The organism is Pandoraea bronchicola (genome assembly GCF_902459805.1).
Classification (GTDB): domain Bacteria; phylum Pseudomonadota; class Gammaproteobacteria; order Burkholderiales; family Burkholderiaceae; genus Pandoraea; species Pandoraea bronchicola.
In genome coordinates this window covers 1-13,884 of record NZ_CABPST010000001.1, presented here as the reverse complement: position 1 = coordinate 13,884, position 13,884 = coordinate 1, and the positions used below count along the sequence as shown (strand labels likewise).

14 protein-coding genes are annotated in these 13,884 nt (G+C 65.1%); 8 read left to right on the top strand and 6 right to left on the bottom strand.

Annotated features, from left to right (window positions below):
• Positions 1–9 precede the first annotated feature (9 nt).
• Positions 10–1,080, bottom strand: coding sequence for a Holliday junction branch migration DNA helicase RuvB (gene ruvB / locus PBR20603_RS00070; RefSeq protein ID WP_150557541.1), 1,071 nt, complete (start codon positions 1,078–1,080; stop codon positions 10–12).
• 79 nt (positions 1,081–1,159) lie between these two features.
• Complete coding sequence (gene ruvC / locus PBR20603_RS00065; protein ID WP_150557540.1) at positions 1,160–1,702, bottom strand: crossover junction endodeoxyribonuclease RuvC; 543 nt, start codon at positions 1,700–1,702, stop codon at positions 1,160–1,162.
• 297 nt (positions 1,703–1,999) lie between these two features.
• On the opposite strand from ruvC, the gene PBR20603_RS00060 reads away from it, so the two are divergent.
• The 3 genes from PBR20603_RS00060 to PBR20603_RS00050 all read left to right on the top strand — a co-directional run bounded on the left by PBR20603_RS00060 (position 2,000) and on the right by PBR20603_RS00050 (position 4,170).
• Complete coding sequence (locus PBR20603_RS00060; RefSeq protein ID WP_150557539.1) at positions 2,000–2,416, top strand: CopD family protein; 417 nt, start codon at positions 2,000–2,002, stop codon at positions 2,414–2,416.
• An 80-nt stretch (positions 2,417–2,496) separates the two neighbouring features.
• Positions 2,497–3,117, top strand: coding sequence for a 2-hydroxychromene-2-carboxylate isomerase (locus tag PBR20603_RS00055; protein WP_150557538.1), 621 nt, complete (start codon positions 2,497–2,499; stop codon positions 3,115–3,117).
• Between the two features lie 72 nt (positions 3,118–3,189).
• Complete coding sequence (locus PBR20603_RS00050) at positions 3,190–4,170, top strand: NAD(P)-dependent oxidoreductase (protein ID WP_150557537.1); 981 nt, start codon at positions 3,190–3,192, stop codon at positions 4,168–4,170.
• 66 nt (positions 4,171–4,236) lie between these two features.
• Here PBR20603_RS00050 and PBR20603_RS00045 read toward each other — a convergent pair whose 3' ends face one another.
• Complete coding sequence (locus PBR20603_RS00045; RefSeq protein WP_150557536.1) at positions 4,237–5,082, bottom strand: MurR/RpiR family transcriptional regulator; 846 nt, start codon at positions 5,080–5,082, stop codon at positions 4,237–4,239.
• Between the two features lie 404 nt (positions 5,083–5,486).
• Between PBR20603_RS00045 and edd the strand changes: the two genes are divergently transcribed.
• The 5 genes from edd to PBR20603_RS00020 all read left to right on the top strand — a co-directional run bounded on the left by edd (position 5,487) and on the right by PBR20603_RS00020 (position 11,457).
• Positions 5,487–7,322, top strand: coding sequence for a phosphogluconate dehydratase (gene edd / locus PBR20603_RS00040; protein WP_150557535.1), 1,836 nt, complete (start codon positions 5,487–5,489; stop codon positions 7,320–7,322).
• 36 nt (positions 7,323–7,358) lie between these two features.
• Positions 7,359–7,985: a bifunctional 4-hydroxy-2-oxoglutarate aldolase/2-dehydro-3-deoxy-phosphogluconate aldolase gene (eda, locus tag PBR20603_RS00035; RefSeq protein ID WP_150557534.1), complete on the top strand. Its 627-nt coding sequence runs from the start codon at positions 7,359–7,361 to the stop codon at positions 7,983–7,985.
• Between the two features lie 114 nt (positions 7,986–8,099).
• Entirely contained in the window at positions 8,100–9,455 is a 1,356-nt protein-coding gene (locus PBR20603_RS00030) for a GntP family permease (RefSeq protein ID WP_150557533.1), read from the top strand.
• Positions 9,456–9,533: 78 nt separating this feature from the next.
• Positions 9,534–10,067: a gluconokinase gene (locus PBR20603_RS00025; RefSeq protein ID WP_150557532.1), complete on the top strand. Its 534-nt coding sequence runs from the start codon at positions 9,534–9,536 to the stop codon at positions 10,065–10,067.
• 49 nt (positions 10,068–10,116) lie between these two features.
• Entirely contained in the window at positions 10,117–11,457 is a 1,341-nt protein-coding gene (locus tag PBR20603_RS00020) for a THUMP domain-containing class I SAM-dependent RNA methyltransferase (RefSeq protein ID WP_150557531.1), read from the top strand.
• A 78-nt stretch (positions 11,458–11,535) separates the two neighbouring features.
• Here the strand turns inward: PBR20603_RS00020 and PBR20603_RS00015 are convergent, their stop codons facing one another.
• The 3 genes from PBR20603_RS00015 to PBR20603_RS00005 all read right to left on the bottom strand — a co-directional run.
• Positions 11,536–12,672 (bottom strand): hypothetical protein, encoded by a 1,137-nt coding sequence (locus PBR20603_RS00015; protein WP_150557530.1) that lies wholly within the window; start codon positions 12,670–12,672, stop codon positions 11,536–11,538.
• 163 nt (positions 12,673–12,835) lie between these two features.
• Positions 12,836–13,597 carry a 5'-methylthioadenosine/adenosylhomocysteine nucleosidase gene (locus PBR20603_RS00010; RefSeq protein ID WP_150557529.1) on the bottom strand — a complete coding sequence of 254 codons (762 nt, stop codon included), beginning with the start codon at positions 13,595–13,597 and terminating at the stop codon, positions 12,836–12,838.
• A 101-nt stretch (positions 13,598–13,698) separates the two neighbouring features.
• Positions 13,699–13,884, bottom strand: a 186-nt coding sequence (locus PBR20603_RS00005; RefSeq protein ID WP_150557528.1) for an NAD(P)(+) transhydrogenase (Re/Si-specific) subunit beta, incomplete at its 5' end; no start/stop codon positions are given.

Here is a 13,884-nt window from a genome sequence, read left to right as displayed (position 1 = left end):
CGGCGGGCGTTATTTGCCGGTGGCGTCCGGGGACCAGAGCGAACCGCTCTCCGGCGCGCTGCCGGGGGCGGTCAGGCCGAAGTGACGGAACGCTGCGAGGGTCGCGACGCGTCCGCGAGGGGTGCGTTGCAGGAAGCCCTGCTGGATCAGATACGGCTCGATCACGTCTTCGATCGTGTCGCGCTCTTCGCCGATGGCGGCGGCGAGGTTGTCCACACCCACCGGGCCGCCGTCGAACTTGTGCAGCACGGCCTCGAGCAGCTTGCGGTCCATCACGTCGAAGCCGACCGGGTCGACATCGAGCATCAGCAGCGCGGCGTCGGCAACGGCGGCGGTGATGCGTCCGTCGGCCTTCACTTCGGCGAAATCGCGCACGCGTCGCAGCAAGCGGTTGGCGATACGCGGCGTGCCGCGCGCACGGCGGGCGATCTCATAGGCGCCATCGTCGGCGATGACCGCACCGAGCAGGCCGGCGGAACGGCGCACAATGCCTGCCAGTTCCTCGGCTGAATAGAACTCCAGACGCGCCACGATGCCGAAGCGGTCGCGCAGCGGGTTCGTCAGCATGCCCGCGCGCGTGGTGGCGCCCACAAGCGTGAACGGTTGCAGATCGAGCTTGACGCTGCGCGCAGCGGGGCCCTCGCCGATCATGATGTCGATCTGATAGTCCTCGAGCGCCGGATACAGAATTTCCTCGACGACCGGCGAGAGCCGGTGAATTTCGTCGATGAACAGCACGTCGTTGGCTTCGAGATTGGTCAGCAGTGCGGCGAGGTCGCCCGGGCGCTCGAGTACGGGGCCCGACGTTTGGCGCAGATGCACACCCATTTCGCGGGCGATGATGTGGGCAAGTGTCGTCTTGCCCAGACCCGGCGGCCCGAACAGCAGCACGTGGTCGAGCGGTTCCGAGCGCTTGCGGGCCGCCTCGATGAAGATTTCCAACTGCTCGCGCACCTTGCGCTGACCGACGTATTCGTCGAGCAGCTTGGGGCGCAGCGCGCGCTCGAAGGCTTCTTCGTTGGGCGAGGCCGGGGTGGGCGCAATGATGCGCTCGGCGGCGAGTTTGTCGGTTTCGATCATGGCTGCATTGTAGCGCTTCGGACGTCGCTTGCCGGGGCAGGGCGACGGGATTTCCCGCGACGCACGACGCGGGCGGCGCTCAACCGATCAGGCGTCCGCGCCGCACGCGCAGGCCCTTGGCCGCCAGAGTGGGGGAGACCTCGGCCAGCGCCGCGAAGGTCTCGCCGCTATGCGCGTGACAGATGGCCACGCCCAAGGCGTCGGACGCGTCTTTGCCCGGTGTGCCGGTGAGTGTGAGCAGACGCGTGACCATCTCCTGCACCTGTTCCTTTCGGGCGCGTCCGTAGCCGACCACCGCCTGCTTGAGCTGCATCGGCGTGTATTCAAAGACTTCGAGTCCGCCGACCGACAGTGCAGTAATCGCGGCACCGCGCGCCTGTCCGAGCAGGAGCGTGGATTGCGGATTGACGTTGACGAACACTTTTTCGATGGCGGCCTGATCGGGCCGATAGGTGTCGACCAGTTCCGCCACGCTTTCGAAGATGATGCGCAGCCGCGCGGGCAGCGTGCCTTCGCCGGTGCGGATGACGCCGCTGGTCACATACTGCAGACGGGTGCCGTGCTTTTCGAGCACGCCGAAGCCGGTGACGCGCAGCCCGGGGTCGATGCCAAGAATTCTCATGCGGGGGCCAATGTTCGGCGCACAGGCCGATGCGGGCAAAGAAGCCAATATGGCCTGTATTCTGGCACAGCCGCACGGGGGCGTCGCCGAAGTTGCGTTTCATCGGGCGAGACGCGCTCATGTCGTGCTCCTGAGCGTTGCCCCGCTGCGCCGGACGGCCGCGCGTGCCCGGCGCGTCGATATGCCGCAGGCGTCGCGCCCGAAGGGGGCAGGGTTGCACATCGCGACACGGCGGATTGTTGTACATTGCTTGCTGTTCAAAATATTCGACGGCCTGCGTGCGGGCCACTGTCCCCGATGCTCTGGATCAAAGCGCTTCACATCGTTTTCGTCGCCTCGTGGTTCGCCGGGCTGTTCTATCTGCCGCGCATTTTCGTCAACCTCGCAATGGAGAGCGATCCCGCCGCCACGCAACGGCTGCTGCTCATGGCGCGCAAGCTGTATCGCTTCATGACGATTCTGGCCGTGCCGGCGCTCGCTTTCGGACTGGTCCTCTGGCTGTACTACGGCATCGGACGCCACGGCGGCTGGTTGCACGCCAAGCTGCTCATCGTGGTGCTGCTGCTGGGCTATCACCATGCGTGCGGCCGTCTGCTGCGCAAGTTCGAGACCGGCCGCAATACGCATTCGCATCGCTGGTACCGCTATTTCAACGAATTCCCCGTGCTGGGACTGCTCGCCGCGGTGATTCTCGCGGTCGTCAAGCCGTTCTAACGGGCGTATTCCCACACGTCGTCACGTCATTCAAGCGCTACGCATGCGCGCCAACCACCGATAGCCAAGAGGAGTCCGCCGTGAATCTGACCTGTGATTATTTTGTGGCGCCGCCATCGCCCTTTGTGTACATGGGACATGCGCGCTTCGTCGAACTGGCGCGCCGCTATGACGTGCGGATCCAGTTAAAGCCGATGGATCTCGGTCGAATCTTCGCGGGGTCGGGCGGACTGCCGCTGGCCAAGCGTACGCCGCAACGGCAGGCGTATCGTCTGGTCGAACTGGCGCGCTGGTCGAAGTACCTCGGCATGCCGCTCAACCTGCAACCGAAGTTCTTCCCGGTGGCGGGCGATCCGGCCGCGCGTTTGATCGTTGCCACGCAACTCGCGCACGGCACGGACAAGGCACTCGACCTGTTGGCCGCAATCTCGAAGGCGCTCTGGGCCGAGGAACGCAACATCGCAGACGACGCCACGTTGCAGGCCATTGCCGAGAGCCTGTCGCTCGACGGCAAGTCGCTGCTCGCGGCCTCGAACGGCGCGAGCGTGCAGGCGGCCTACGACGCCAACACCGACGAAGCCGCGAGTGCGGGCGCGTTCGGCGCACCGTGGTTCATTTTCGAGGGCCAGCCTTATTGGGGACAGGACCGCCTCGACTTTCTCGAACGGGCTTTTGCCGAAGCGCACGGCGCAAAGCGCTGACCCGTCAAGCCGATGATTTCGTCCGCTGCCTGCAGGTGCTGGTGGCGGCAACCCCCCCCAGGAGTGAACAGAATGAGTCGTCCGGAAGTGGTGTTGTACAAGGGCGTGCCGCCAGACGTGCGCGCGCGGTTGGCCGAGTCATTCACGCTCACCGAGTTCAAGGGGGTGAACGACGGCAATCGGGCGGAATTCGCGGCGGCGCTGGGTCGTGCCGATGGCGCTATCGGTGTGGGCCTGAACGTGACGCCTGCGCTGCTCGATGCGGCGCCGAAGCTCAAGGCTTGGGCCACCATTTCAGTGGGCTACGATCAGTTCGATGTGCCCGATCTCACGCGTCGCGGCATTGTGCTGATGAATACGCCGGACGTGCTGACGGAGACCACCGCGGATACCGTCTTCTCGCTGATTCTGTCGAGCGCCCGGCGCGTGGTCGAGCTTGCCGAACTGGTGAAGGCGGGCGGCTGGAAGTCGAGCCTCGGTGAAGAATATTTCGGCACCGACGTGCAGGGCAAGACGCTGGGCATCGTCGGCATGGGCCGCATTGGCGGGGCTGTCGCACGCCGCGCGGCACTCGGCTTCGGCATGAAGGTGCTGTACAGCAATCGGTCGCGCAACGAAGCGGCGGAGCAGGCTTACGGTGCCGAATACCGGACGCTGCCGGCGTTGCTCGCGCAAGCCGATTTCGTCGTGACGCTGGTGCCGCTGTCGCCGGCCACCGAACGTTTGATCGGCGCCAGCGAATTCGCGCAGATGAAGCGGGGCGCGATTTTCATCAACGCGGCGCGCGGCATGGTGATCGACGAAGCGGCGCTGATCGACGCATTGGCGTCTGGTCATCTGCGTGCGGCCGGTCTCGACGTGTTCGAGCGCGAGCCGGTGGCGGTCGATTCGCCGTTGCTGAAGATGAAGAACGTGGTGGCGCTGCCGCACATTGGCTCCGCGACGCACGAGACGCGCCACGCGATGGCATCGTGCGCAGCGGACAACCTGATTGCCGCGCTCACCGGCAAGCCGCTGCAAAATGTGGTGAATCCGCAGGCGCAGCAGCGCTGATCGAGCAACGCTCGCCAGTGGTGCGTGAGGGGTGAGATTCGGTGGCGCGGGCGAATGCCGCCGCCGCTATCGCCCATCGTTCGCCGTTCTGCGACGATTGATGACTTCCTTCGCGCGGGCGAGTTGTGCGGGCAAGCGATCGCCAAGACGCAGCGCCATGCCCACGGCGAGCACGTCGCCAATGGCCAGATGAGCGATGCGTGAGGTCAGGGGCGAGTACACGTCGGTATCTTCGTCGACGTCGGCAAACAGCGCCACACTCGCCAGACGCGACAGCGGCGAGTTGCTGTGCGTGATCGCAATCACGCTGGCCCCTGCCGCGCGCGCCAGTTGCGCGGCTTCGAGCAGATCCTGCGTGCGCCCGGTGTTGGAGATTGCCACCACCACATCCCCTTCGCGCAGCAACGCGGCCGACATGCCATAGACGTGCGGATCGTTGTACGCCACCGCCGGCACACCAAGCCGGAAGAACTTGTGCTGCATGTCCTGGGCAGCAATCCCCGACGCACCGGCCCCGTAGAACTCGATACGCCGCGCACCCGCGAGCAGGTCGATGGCTTGTCCGATGCTGTCGGGCGACAGGTTGTTGCGAACCTGCATGAGGCTGCCGATGGTGCGGTCTAGCACCTTGCTGGCGATGCCGGGGACCGGCTCGTCGGGCCGGACGTCACGGTGAACGAACGGTACCCCTTGCGCAATGCCCTGTGCCAGCCGGATCTTGAATTCTCGATAGCCGCTGCACCCGACCGCCTGACAGAACCGGGCGATCGTGGGTTGGCTGACGTTGGCGCGTTCGGCGAGTTCGTTCATCGACAGATCGACGACTTCGCGCGGGGCGTCCAGCACATAGGTCGCGAGCTTGCGCTCGGACGGGCGCAATTGAGTCAGCGTGGCTTCGATTCGGTTAAGCATGGCAGGCAGGCACCAACAAAAGCAGAGGCGCGTAGCGGACATCGCCACGCGCCATTCCCCTATTCCCCATAAAGCCGCGATCTCGCGCGCCCCGTCGTGCGGGCCTGCGCCGGGTCAGGCGGGTCAGGCGCCCACTATAGCACCCGAAAGCCATGGCGCTTCGGGGGGGGAAGCGGGCGTCTCGGCACATTGATTACGGCGGGAATGTACAAAAACTACAGAAATTCAAGATTTCATATTATGGATTGGTATTTCTTTATACGGTAACTATTCGTGTAACTCATGGAAATTACTAAGTAAAACCCCGGACGCCGATGGCTTTTGATTGATGGGATGTAGAATTTCTACTAAACTCCGCTCCCAATCGCACCTACCCTAGGTGCGTCGCAATCCAGTTCCCCGGCATGACGTCAGAGCAAACGAAGCCCCTGCACCCGACCGTAATGGCAGTCACCGCGCGCATCGCCGCGCGCAGCCGCGACACGCGTGCGGCGTATCTGGCCCGCATCGAGGCGAGCGCTGGCCGCTTCCCGCAGCGCGGTGCGCTGTCCTGCGCCAATCTGGCGCACGGCTTCGCCGCCATGCCGGCCAACGACAAGCTCATCTTGCGCGAGCAGCGCCGTCCGAACGTGGGCATCGTCACGGCCTACAACGACATGCTCTCGGCGCACCAGCCGTATGAACAGTACCCGGCGCGTCTGCGCGAGGCCGCCCGCAAACTTGGTGCGACGGCGCAAGTCGCTGGCGGCGTGCCGGCAATGTGCGACGGCGTCACGCAAGGCAACGCGGGCATGGAGCTGTCGCTGTTCTCGCGAGACATCATCGCGATGAGCACGGCCGTTGCGCTCTCGCACAACATGTTCGACGCCGCCCTGATGCTCGGCGTGTGCGACAAGATCGTGCCGGGCCTCGTGATCGGCGCGTTGCAGTTCGGTCATCTGCCGACGATCTTCGTGCCGGCCGGGCCAATGGCGAGCGGCCTGTCGAACGACGAAAAGGCCAAGATCCGCCAGTGGTACGCGACCGGCAAAGTTGGCCGCGACGCGCTTCTCGAATCGGAATCGCAGGCGTATCACAGTGCGGGCACGTGCACCTTCTACGGCACGGCCAACAGCAATCAGCTCCTGATGGAAATCATGGGCCTGCATCTGCCGGGCGCGGCCTTTGTGCATCCGCATATGCCGTTGCGCGACGCGCTGACCGACGCCGCCCTCGCGCGCGTGCTGGCCATTGGCGCGGATACTCCCGAATACACCCCCATCGGCCATGTGGTCGACGAGCGTGCCGTCGTCAACGGCATTGTGGGTCTGCTCGCCACGGGGGGCTCGACCAATCACACGCTGCATCTCGTGGCGATGGCCCGCGCGGCGGGTGTCGTCATCGATTGGGACGACTTCGACGCGTTGTCCGCCGTGGTCCCGCTCATGGCGCGCGTCTACCCGAATGGCAAAGCCGATGTGAATCATTTCCACGCGGCCGGCGGCATGGGCTTCCTGATCGGCGAATTGCTCGATGCGGGCCTGCTGCACGGCGACGTGACGACCGTGGCCGGCCCCGGCCTCGCCCGTTACCGCGCGGAGCCGTGGCTCTCGCCCGAGGGGCTGGCGTGGCGCACCGGCAGCGCCTACAGTGGTGATCGTGACGTCTTGCGCGGCCATGCCGAGCCGTTCGCCCCCGATGGCGGACTGCGGCTCATGCACGGCAATCTGGGGCGCGGCGTCATCAAGGTCTCGGCAGTCAAGCCGGAACATCGGCGCGTGGCGGCAACGGCACGCGTATTTACTTCGCAGGAAGCGGTTCAGGCCGCGTTCGATGCCGGCGAGCTGCATCGCGACGTGGTCGTGGTGCTGCGTGGCCAGGGGCCGCGCGCCAATGGCATGCCCGAGCTGCATCGCCTCACCCCGCTGCTCGGTGTCTTGCAGGACGAAGGGTTCGCCGTGGCACTCGTGACCGACGGCCGGATGTCCGGTGCATCGGGCAAGGTGCCGGCCGTGATTCATGTGTCGCCCGAGGCGGCCGGCGGTGGCCCGATCGCCCGTGTGCGCGACGGCGATCTGATCGTGCTCGACGCAAACGCCGGCATGTTGCACGCCGAGGTGGCGCCGCAGGCATGGGCGGACCGCGCGATCGAACCGGTGCCGGTCTCGGGCGACGACACCGGGCGTGTGCTGTTCGGCCATATGCGCGCGGCAGTGGGTGCGGCGGAAACCGGCGCTTCCGTGTTCTTCGGTACTGAGTGACGTGCAGCACACGTCACGGCATTCAAGGAAAACGTAATGGACATCAATGACATCGTTCGTGCCGGCCCCGTGGTTCCGGTGCTCCAGTTCGACAGCGTCGAGCAGGGCGAGCAAGTCTCGCGCGCGTTGCTCGCGGGCGGCGTGCGGGTGCTCGAAATCACGCTGCGCACACCGGCGGCGATGGACGTCATTCGCCACGTGGCAGGGCTGTCCGACGAACTGATCGTTGGCGTGGGCACACTCACGCGTCCGGAGGAGATGGCGCAGGCGGTGGCTGCCGGCGCGCGCTTCGGTGTCTCGCCGGGCTACACGCCTGCGCTGGGCGCTGCGGCCAAGGCCGCCGGTCTGCCGCTGCTGCCGGGCGTGGTCACACCGTCCGACATTCTCGCGGCGCTCGCCGACGGCTACGAGACAGTGAAGTTCTTCCCGGCCGAGCCGTCGGGTGGCGTGCCGATGCTCAAGGCGTTGTACGGTCCGTTCCGTCAGGTGCGTTTCTGTCCGACGGGCGGCATCAGCGCAGAGTCGGCGCCGTCGTACCTCGCACAACCGAACGTGGTGTGCGTGGGCGGCTCGTGGTTGACCCCGAAGGCGCTGGTCGACGCGAAGGACTGGGACAGCATCACGCGTCTGGCCCGCGCGGCCACGGCATTGCCGCGCGGCTGAGTGACACAACCGCAAGGCGGCGAGGCAACGCCGGTTTTACCCATAACAGGATTCCAATAATCGGGCGTAAGCCCATCGGGCATCCGCCCAACTAGCCAAACGAGGAGACCCCCCATGGTCGCGGTGCAAGGCAACTTGCTGCTGGTGTACGCGCTTGTCGCGGTAGTCGCGCTGATTGTGCTGATCGCGCGCTTCAAACTGAATCCGTTCATCACGCTGATCGTCGTCTCGCTCGTCCTCGGGCTGGCGGTGGGCATGCCCATGGGCGGTATCGTCAAGGCATTCGAGACGGGCGTGGGCAATACGCTGGGGCATATCGCGCTCGTGGTGGGCCTTGGCACGATGCTCGGCAAGATGATGGCCGAGTCAGGTGGCGCCGAGCGCATTGCGCGCACGCTCATCGGCTTCTTCGGCGAGAAGAACGTGCACTGGGCGATGGTCGTGATCGCGTTCATCGTCGGTCTGCCGGTGTTCTTCGAAGTCGGCTTCGTGTTGCTGATTCCGATTGCGTTCAACGTGGCCAAGCGTACCGGTACGTCGATGGTGCTCGTGGGCATTCCGATGGTCGCGGGTCTGTCGGTCGTGCATGGTCTGATTCCGCCGCACCCGGCCGCCTTGCTGGCCGTGACGGCCTACAACGCGGACATCGGCCATACCATCATGTACGCGCTGATCGTCGGTATTCCGACGGCCGCGATTGCCGGTCCGCTCTTCGCGAAGCTGATGTCGCGTTACGTGGTGCCGAATCCGGACAATCCGCTGTTGGCCCAGTTCGTGGAAAAGGACCGTCAGCTCAACGAACTGCCGGGCTTCGGCATCACGCTGTTCACGATTTTGCTGCCGGTGATTCTGATGCTCATCGGTAGCTGGGCCGATCTGTTCTTCGCGCCGAAGACGTTTGCCAACGACTTTCTGCGTCTTATCGGCAACTCGGTGATGGCGCTGCTCATCGCCACGCTCGTGAGTTTCTTCACGTTCGGCAAGCGGCGCGGTTTCAATCGCGACCAGATCCTGAAATTCACCAACGAATGTCTGGCGCCGATTGCCACGATCACGCTGGTGGTGGGGGCGGGTGGCGGTTTCGGGCGTATTCTGATGGACAGCGGTGTGTCGAAGGCGATCGTCGATGTGGCCACGCACGCGAACCTCTCGCCGCTGCTGCTGGGCTGGCTGGTGGCGGTGCTGATCCGTATCGCGACGGGCTCGGCCACGGTGGCGATGACCACCGCATGCGGCATCGTCGCGCCGATCGCGGCGGCCGCTGGCGCCACGGTCAAGCCTGAGTTGATGGTGCTGGCCACGGGCGCGGGTTCACTGATTCTGTCGCACGTGAATGACGGCGGCTTCTGGCTGGTCAAGGAGTACTTCAACATGACCGTGCCGCAGACGTTCAAGACCTGGACGGTTTGCGAGACGATCATTTCGGTAGTGGCGTTGCTGCTCACGCTTGGTCTTGCGACGGTGGTCTGAGCTCAGGATGCAGGCAGCGCAACGCCAGCAACACGCTGACGCAGGTCAGCAGGTCGGTAAGTGATAAGGAGGCGAGCCATGATCGTCGTGGTAATGGGCGTATCGGGCAGCGGCAAGAGCACGGTCGGGCAGCAACTTGCCGACCGTCTGGGCTGCGGGTTTTCCGACGCGGATTCGTTTCACAGTCCCGCGAACATAGAGAAGATGCGTCGCGGCGAGGCGCTCAACGATAACGACCGCGCACCGTGGCTTGCCGCGATTCGTGAGGCCATCGTCGCGCGCCGGGTGGCGGGGCGTCATCATGTGTTCGCCTGTTCGGCATTGCGCTCGCGGTATCGCGATGTGCTGGGCGAGCACGACGGCGACGTCGTGTTCGTCTACCTGAAGGGAGCCCCCGAAGTGATCGGCGAGCGCCTGGCGTCGCGCTCGGGGCATTTCTTCGATCCGGCGTTGCTGCAAAGCCAGTTCGACACGCTCGAAGAGCCGCGCGACGCGCTGGTCATCGACATTCGTGAGTCGCCCGACGCCATCGTCGAGACGCTGCTGCACAAACTTGCCGCGTGCCCCGGTGGCTTGCCGCTGACGTCGGCCGGGCCGGCGCGCGTACAATAGCGGTTTATTCCCTCCGCCGGCACTTCGCGTGCCGGTCGTACGCATCGAAATGGCTTCCTTCGAATTCTTCGCGCCCTGTCCTCGCGGACTGGAAGAGGCGCTTGCCGCCGAACTGGCTGAACTGGGGCGTCTGGCTCCCGTGTCGGTCGGCAAACAGGTGCCTGGTGGCGTGCATTTCGCCGGTCCGTGGGCGGCCGGCATGGCCGCCAACCTGCATTCGCGCATCGCGAGCCGTGTCCTGCTGCGCGTGGCCCAGCAGGGCTATCGCACGGAACAGGACATCTACGAATTCGCCCTGCGTCAGCGCTGGGAAGAGTGGTTCGGCTATCAGCAGACCCTGCGTGTGGATGTCACCGGTATCAAGGCGCCGGTGCGCAGCCTCGAGTTCGTCACCCTGCGCATCAAGGACGCCGTGTGCGATCGCCTGCGCGAGAAGACTGGCTCGCGGCCGAACATCGATACGTCGGAGCCTGATGTTCGCGTGTTCGCCTTCCTGACGGCGACCGACGCCACGCTGTATCTCGACACCTCGGGCGAAGCGCTGTTCAAACGCGGCTGGCGTCTGGACAAGGGCGCCGCGCCGTTGCGCGAGAATCTGGCCGCCGGCATTCTGCGGCTGGCCGGCTGGCGCACCGACACAGCCGCCGACATGGTGCTGTACGACCCGATGTGCGGCAGCGGCACATTCCTCGCGGAGGCCGCACAGATCGCCCTGGGCGTGCCTGCGGGCGCGGGCCGCCGCTTCGGCTTCGAGAAGCTCAAGGGCTACGACATCACGGCGTGGCAGACGCTGAAAGTGCAGGCGATGGACGCGCAACGCGATGCGCGCGTGCGTGGTGTGCCGTCGACGATTTTCGGCAGCGATATTTCGGGCGACATGCTGGTCAAGGCGCGTGCCAATCTGGAGCGTGCAGGCGTGGGCGACATCGGCCTGAAGCAGGTCGATGCACGTGACATGTCGCCGCCGGTGGATCGTCCGGGAATCATCGTGGCGAACCCGCCGTACGGCGAGCGTATCGAAGTGCGCGGGCGCCGTGCGCCGCGTGATGGACGTGATGCGCGTGACGGTCGCGATGACGACGAGCGTTATTCTCCCGACGTGCAAGGCAATCGGGGCGGGTTTCAGCGTAACCAGCCGGATGGCGTGGATGCGGAGTTCTTCCGTGCCTTCGGCGACGCCCTCAAGCAACGCTTCACCGGCTGGAGCGCCTATCTGCTGACGGCCGACATGAGCCTGCCGGGCCAGATGCGTCTGCGCGAATCGCGCCGCACACCGCTGTACAACGGTGCGCTCGAATGCCGCTTGTTCCGCTTCGACCTGATTGCCGGTTCGGTGCGCAAGCGTGGCGATAGCGAAGGCAAGGGCGAAGACAGCGCACCGCAAGCGTAAGCGCGTCGTTGCTCGAGGGTAAAAAAGACCGGTGATTGCCGGTCTTTTTGCTTTCCGGGCGACGCGAATCGGGCGAGCTTACCGGCTATCGTCGGAGGAACCCGTGAGCCGATAACCGGGGGCCGGGGATATGGCCAGCGATGCGTTTGCCGACGCGTTTGCCGATGAGTTTAGCGATAGGGTCGGCGGCGGCGGCGCGACGCGCACTGCCCGTCGCCGGGATGGCGACGCCTCGCGGCGATCCCGCAACTCGCTCGGCCGGATGGGCGCTTGTGCCGGATCGAACGTCAGGTTGTCGGGGTCGGATAGATCGCTGTCGTAGTCGGGGCCGGTGCGGGCAGGATGGCCCGCAAGGTCGAGGTAACCGATCAGCGTCACGTTCCTGAGCCAACGCTCCGTTTCGCAGGTGACAGGATTGTGGGACACGATGTCGTCGCGGAAGGTCGCACCGCGCGGGTCCGGTGATATTTCCCAGAGACCATTACGCACCTCCCAATGGGGCCAGACCTGCCCGGTGGTGCCGTGATGCGTGTGCGCCAAAGCCTGATACGCCCGGCGGCAGGCGTCGCGCACGCAGTCGTCGTCCGTCCGATCCATGGTCGCGATTTCAAGCAGTTCCCTGAGACTTCCCGTCTCACTCGTCGACGCGCTGTAGAAATACACCCATTTGTTGGTGACATCGAATGACCACGGCACGGCGACGTCATGACCGAAGGCCTGCAGGATGCGTAGTGTCAGGACGTCGTCGGCGACATGCACGGTCTCGTCTCGCTCCAGCACTGATCGTGCCCACGCGTTGAGATTCGGCGTCAACACTAGCCGCTCGAAGATCGTCCATTGCGTCGGACGCGCGAGCAGCCGTTGCAGGAGGTCGACGGCAATCGCCTCCGGCAGGCCGGCGTCTCTGAGCAAGTCCACCGTTACCTCATGGTCCTCCAGCACCGCAAGCCGGCGCAGCGCCAGTCGTTGTTGCGCATCGCGTGCGAACTCGCCGATGGGGGTCTTGCCAATGTAAGGCTCGATTTCGCGTCCGAACACGCTATCCGGATGCTCGGCGGCGAGTGCGACCGCCTCTTTTGTCGGATTGCATTTGGGATTGAGGGCCCGGATCTGAACCACGTCGCTCCAACTGAGCGACCGGTAGATCGGCTCGAGGGCCAACGCATTCAGGTGCGCCGCCGTGCCTGGCGCGACGTGACAGTTTCCAACGTTCATCGACAGTTTTCCTTCCGACAATGTGAGAGGAGGCATTGTCGGGAAGGATGCCCGCGCATGATGTCGAGATCGCGCGCCGGAATTGTCGAAACGGGGCGGGTGATGCGCACGCCGTGTTCCGGCGCGGATGCCGCGAGGCGCCGCCGATGGCGTGCTCGCCTGCCTACGCCGGCTTTGCCGTCAGAAAGCGGCGGAGGATACCGTGCGAGTAGTGGCTGGCCACTTCGCGCAGAAAGCGTGCGAAGTCGATGTGGGCGTCGTCGTCGGCCGCATCGGAGAGCGTGCGCATGACCGCGAACGGGATGCCGTACTCGTGACACACCTGTGCCACGGCCGCACCTTCCATCTCCACGGCGAGTGCCTCGGGCAACGCCGCGCGCAGGCGGTCGACTTCCTGCGCACTTGAGACGAACCGGTCGCCACTCGCGATCTGGCCGATGTGCACGCGCGGCGTGGTCATCTGCAACTCGTCGCGCAACGTGGATGACACCTGTGCCGCCATCTCATCGGCGAGCCATTCGCGCGTGGCCTGTGCGAGCGCGTCGCGCAGTGCGGGTGTGGTGTCGAAGGCGGCACGGCCGAGCAGCGGGATTTCGTAGCGAGGAAAGAGGGGGCTGGCGTCCATGTCGTGCTGCACGAACGTGTCCGCTATCACCACGTCGCCGGCTGACAACCCGTGGGCGAGACCGCCCGCCAAACCGGTGAAGACGATTTCATCGACGTTGAACCGGTGGATGAGTGCGGTGGTGGTGGCCGCCGCCGCGACCTTGCCGATGCGTGCAAGCACGATGACACAGTCGTGTCCGTGCAGTGTGCCCACATGGTAGTCGCGCATGCCGATGTGTTCGACGTGGGCCCCGGGGGCCATTTCGGCGAGCAGATCGGCGATTTCTTCATGCAGAGCAGCGACGATACCGAGCGTCATGACGCGATTCCAGCGGGCAATGAGAAGCGCGCATTGTAGCGCGGGGCTGCGCCTTGCCGTGCTATGCAGCCCCGCTTCGCCGGTGACGCCTGTGCGTCGCCTTATTCGACGGCCTTGACCATCTCTTCGACGACCTTCTTCGCGTCGCCGAACACCATCATCGTCTTGTCGAGATAGAACAATTCGTTATCCAGCCCGGCGTAGCCTGCGGCCATCGAACGCTTGTTGACGATGATCGTCTTGGCCTTGTAGGCCTCGAGAATCGGCATGCCGGCAATCGGCGATTG

What these genes read in the sequence shown, in the direction of transcription:
- PBR20603_RS00030 (WP_150557533.1), top strand. Translation starts at nt 8,100, where the DNA reads ATGGTCGCGGTGCAAGGCAACTTGCTGCTGGTGTACGCGCTTGTCGCG.
- PBR20603_RS00020 (WP_150557531.1), top strand. Translation starts at nt 10,117, where the DNA reads ATGGCTTCCTTCGAATTCTTCGCGCCCTGTCCTCGCGGACTGGAAGAG.
- PBR20603_RS00045 (WP_150557536.1), bottom strand. Translation starts at nt 5,082, where the DNA reads ATGCTTAACCGAATCGAAGCCACGCTGACTCAATTGCGCCCGTCCGAG.
- eda (WP_150557534.1), top strand. Translation starts at nt 7,359, where the DNA reads ATGGACATCAATGACATCGTTCGTGCCGGCCCCGTGGTTCCGGTGCTC.
- PBR20603_RS00060 (WP_150557539.1), top strand. Translation starts at nt 2,000, where the DNA reads ATGCTCTGGATCAAAGCGCTTCACATCGTTTTCGTCGCCTCGTGGTTC.
- PBR20603_RS00010 (WP_150557529.1), bottom strand. Translation starts at nt 13,597, where the DNA reads ATGACGCTCGGTATCGTCGCTGCTCTGCATGAAGAAATCGCCGATCTG.
- PBR20603_RS00025 (WP_150557532.1), top strand. Translation starts at nt 9,534, where the DNA reads ATGATCGTCGTGGTAATGGGCGTATCGGGCAGCGGCAAGAGCACGGTC.
- ruvB (WP_150557541.1), bottom strand. Translation starts at nt 1,080, where the DNA reads ATGATCGAAACCGACAAACTCGCCGCCGAGCGCATCATTGCGCCCACC.
- ruvC (WP_150557540.1), bottom strand. Translation starts at nt 1,702, where the DNA reads ATGAGAATTCTTGGCATCGACCCCGGGCTGCGCGTCACCGGCTTCGGC.
- PBR20603_RS00015 (WP_150557530.1), bottom strand. Translation starts at nt 12,672, where the DNA reads ATGAACGTTGGAAACTGTCACGTCGCGCCAGGCACGGCGGCGCACCTG.
- PBR20603_RS00050 (WP_150557537.1), top strand. Translation starts at nt 3,190, where the DNA reads ATGAGTCGTCCGGAAGTGGTGTTGTACAAGGGCGTGCCGCCAGACGTG.
- edd (WP_150557535.1), top strand. Translation starts at nt 5,487, where the DNA reads ATGACGTCAGAGCAAACGAAGCCCCTGCACCCGACCGTAATGGCAGTC.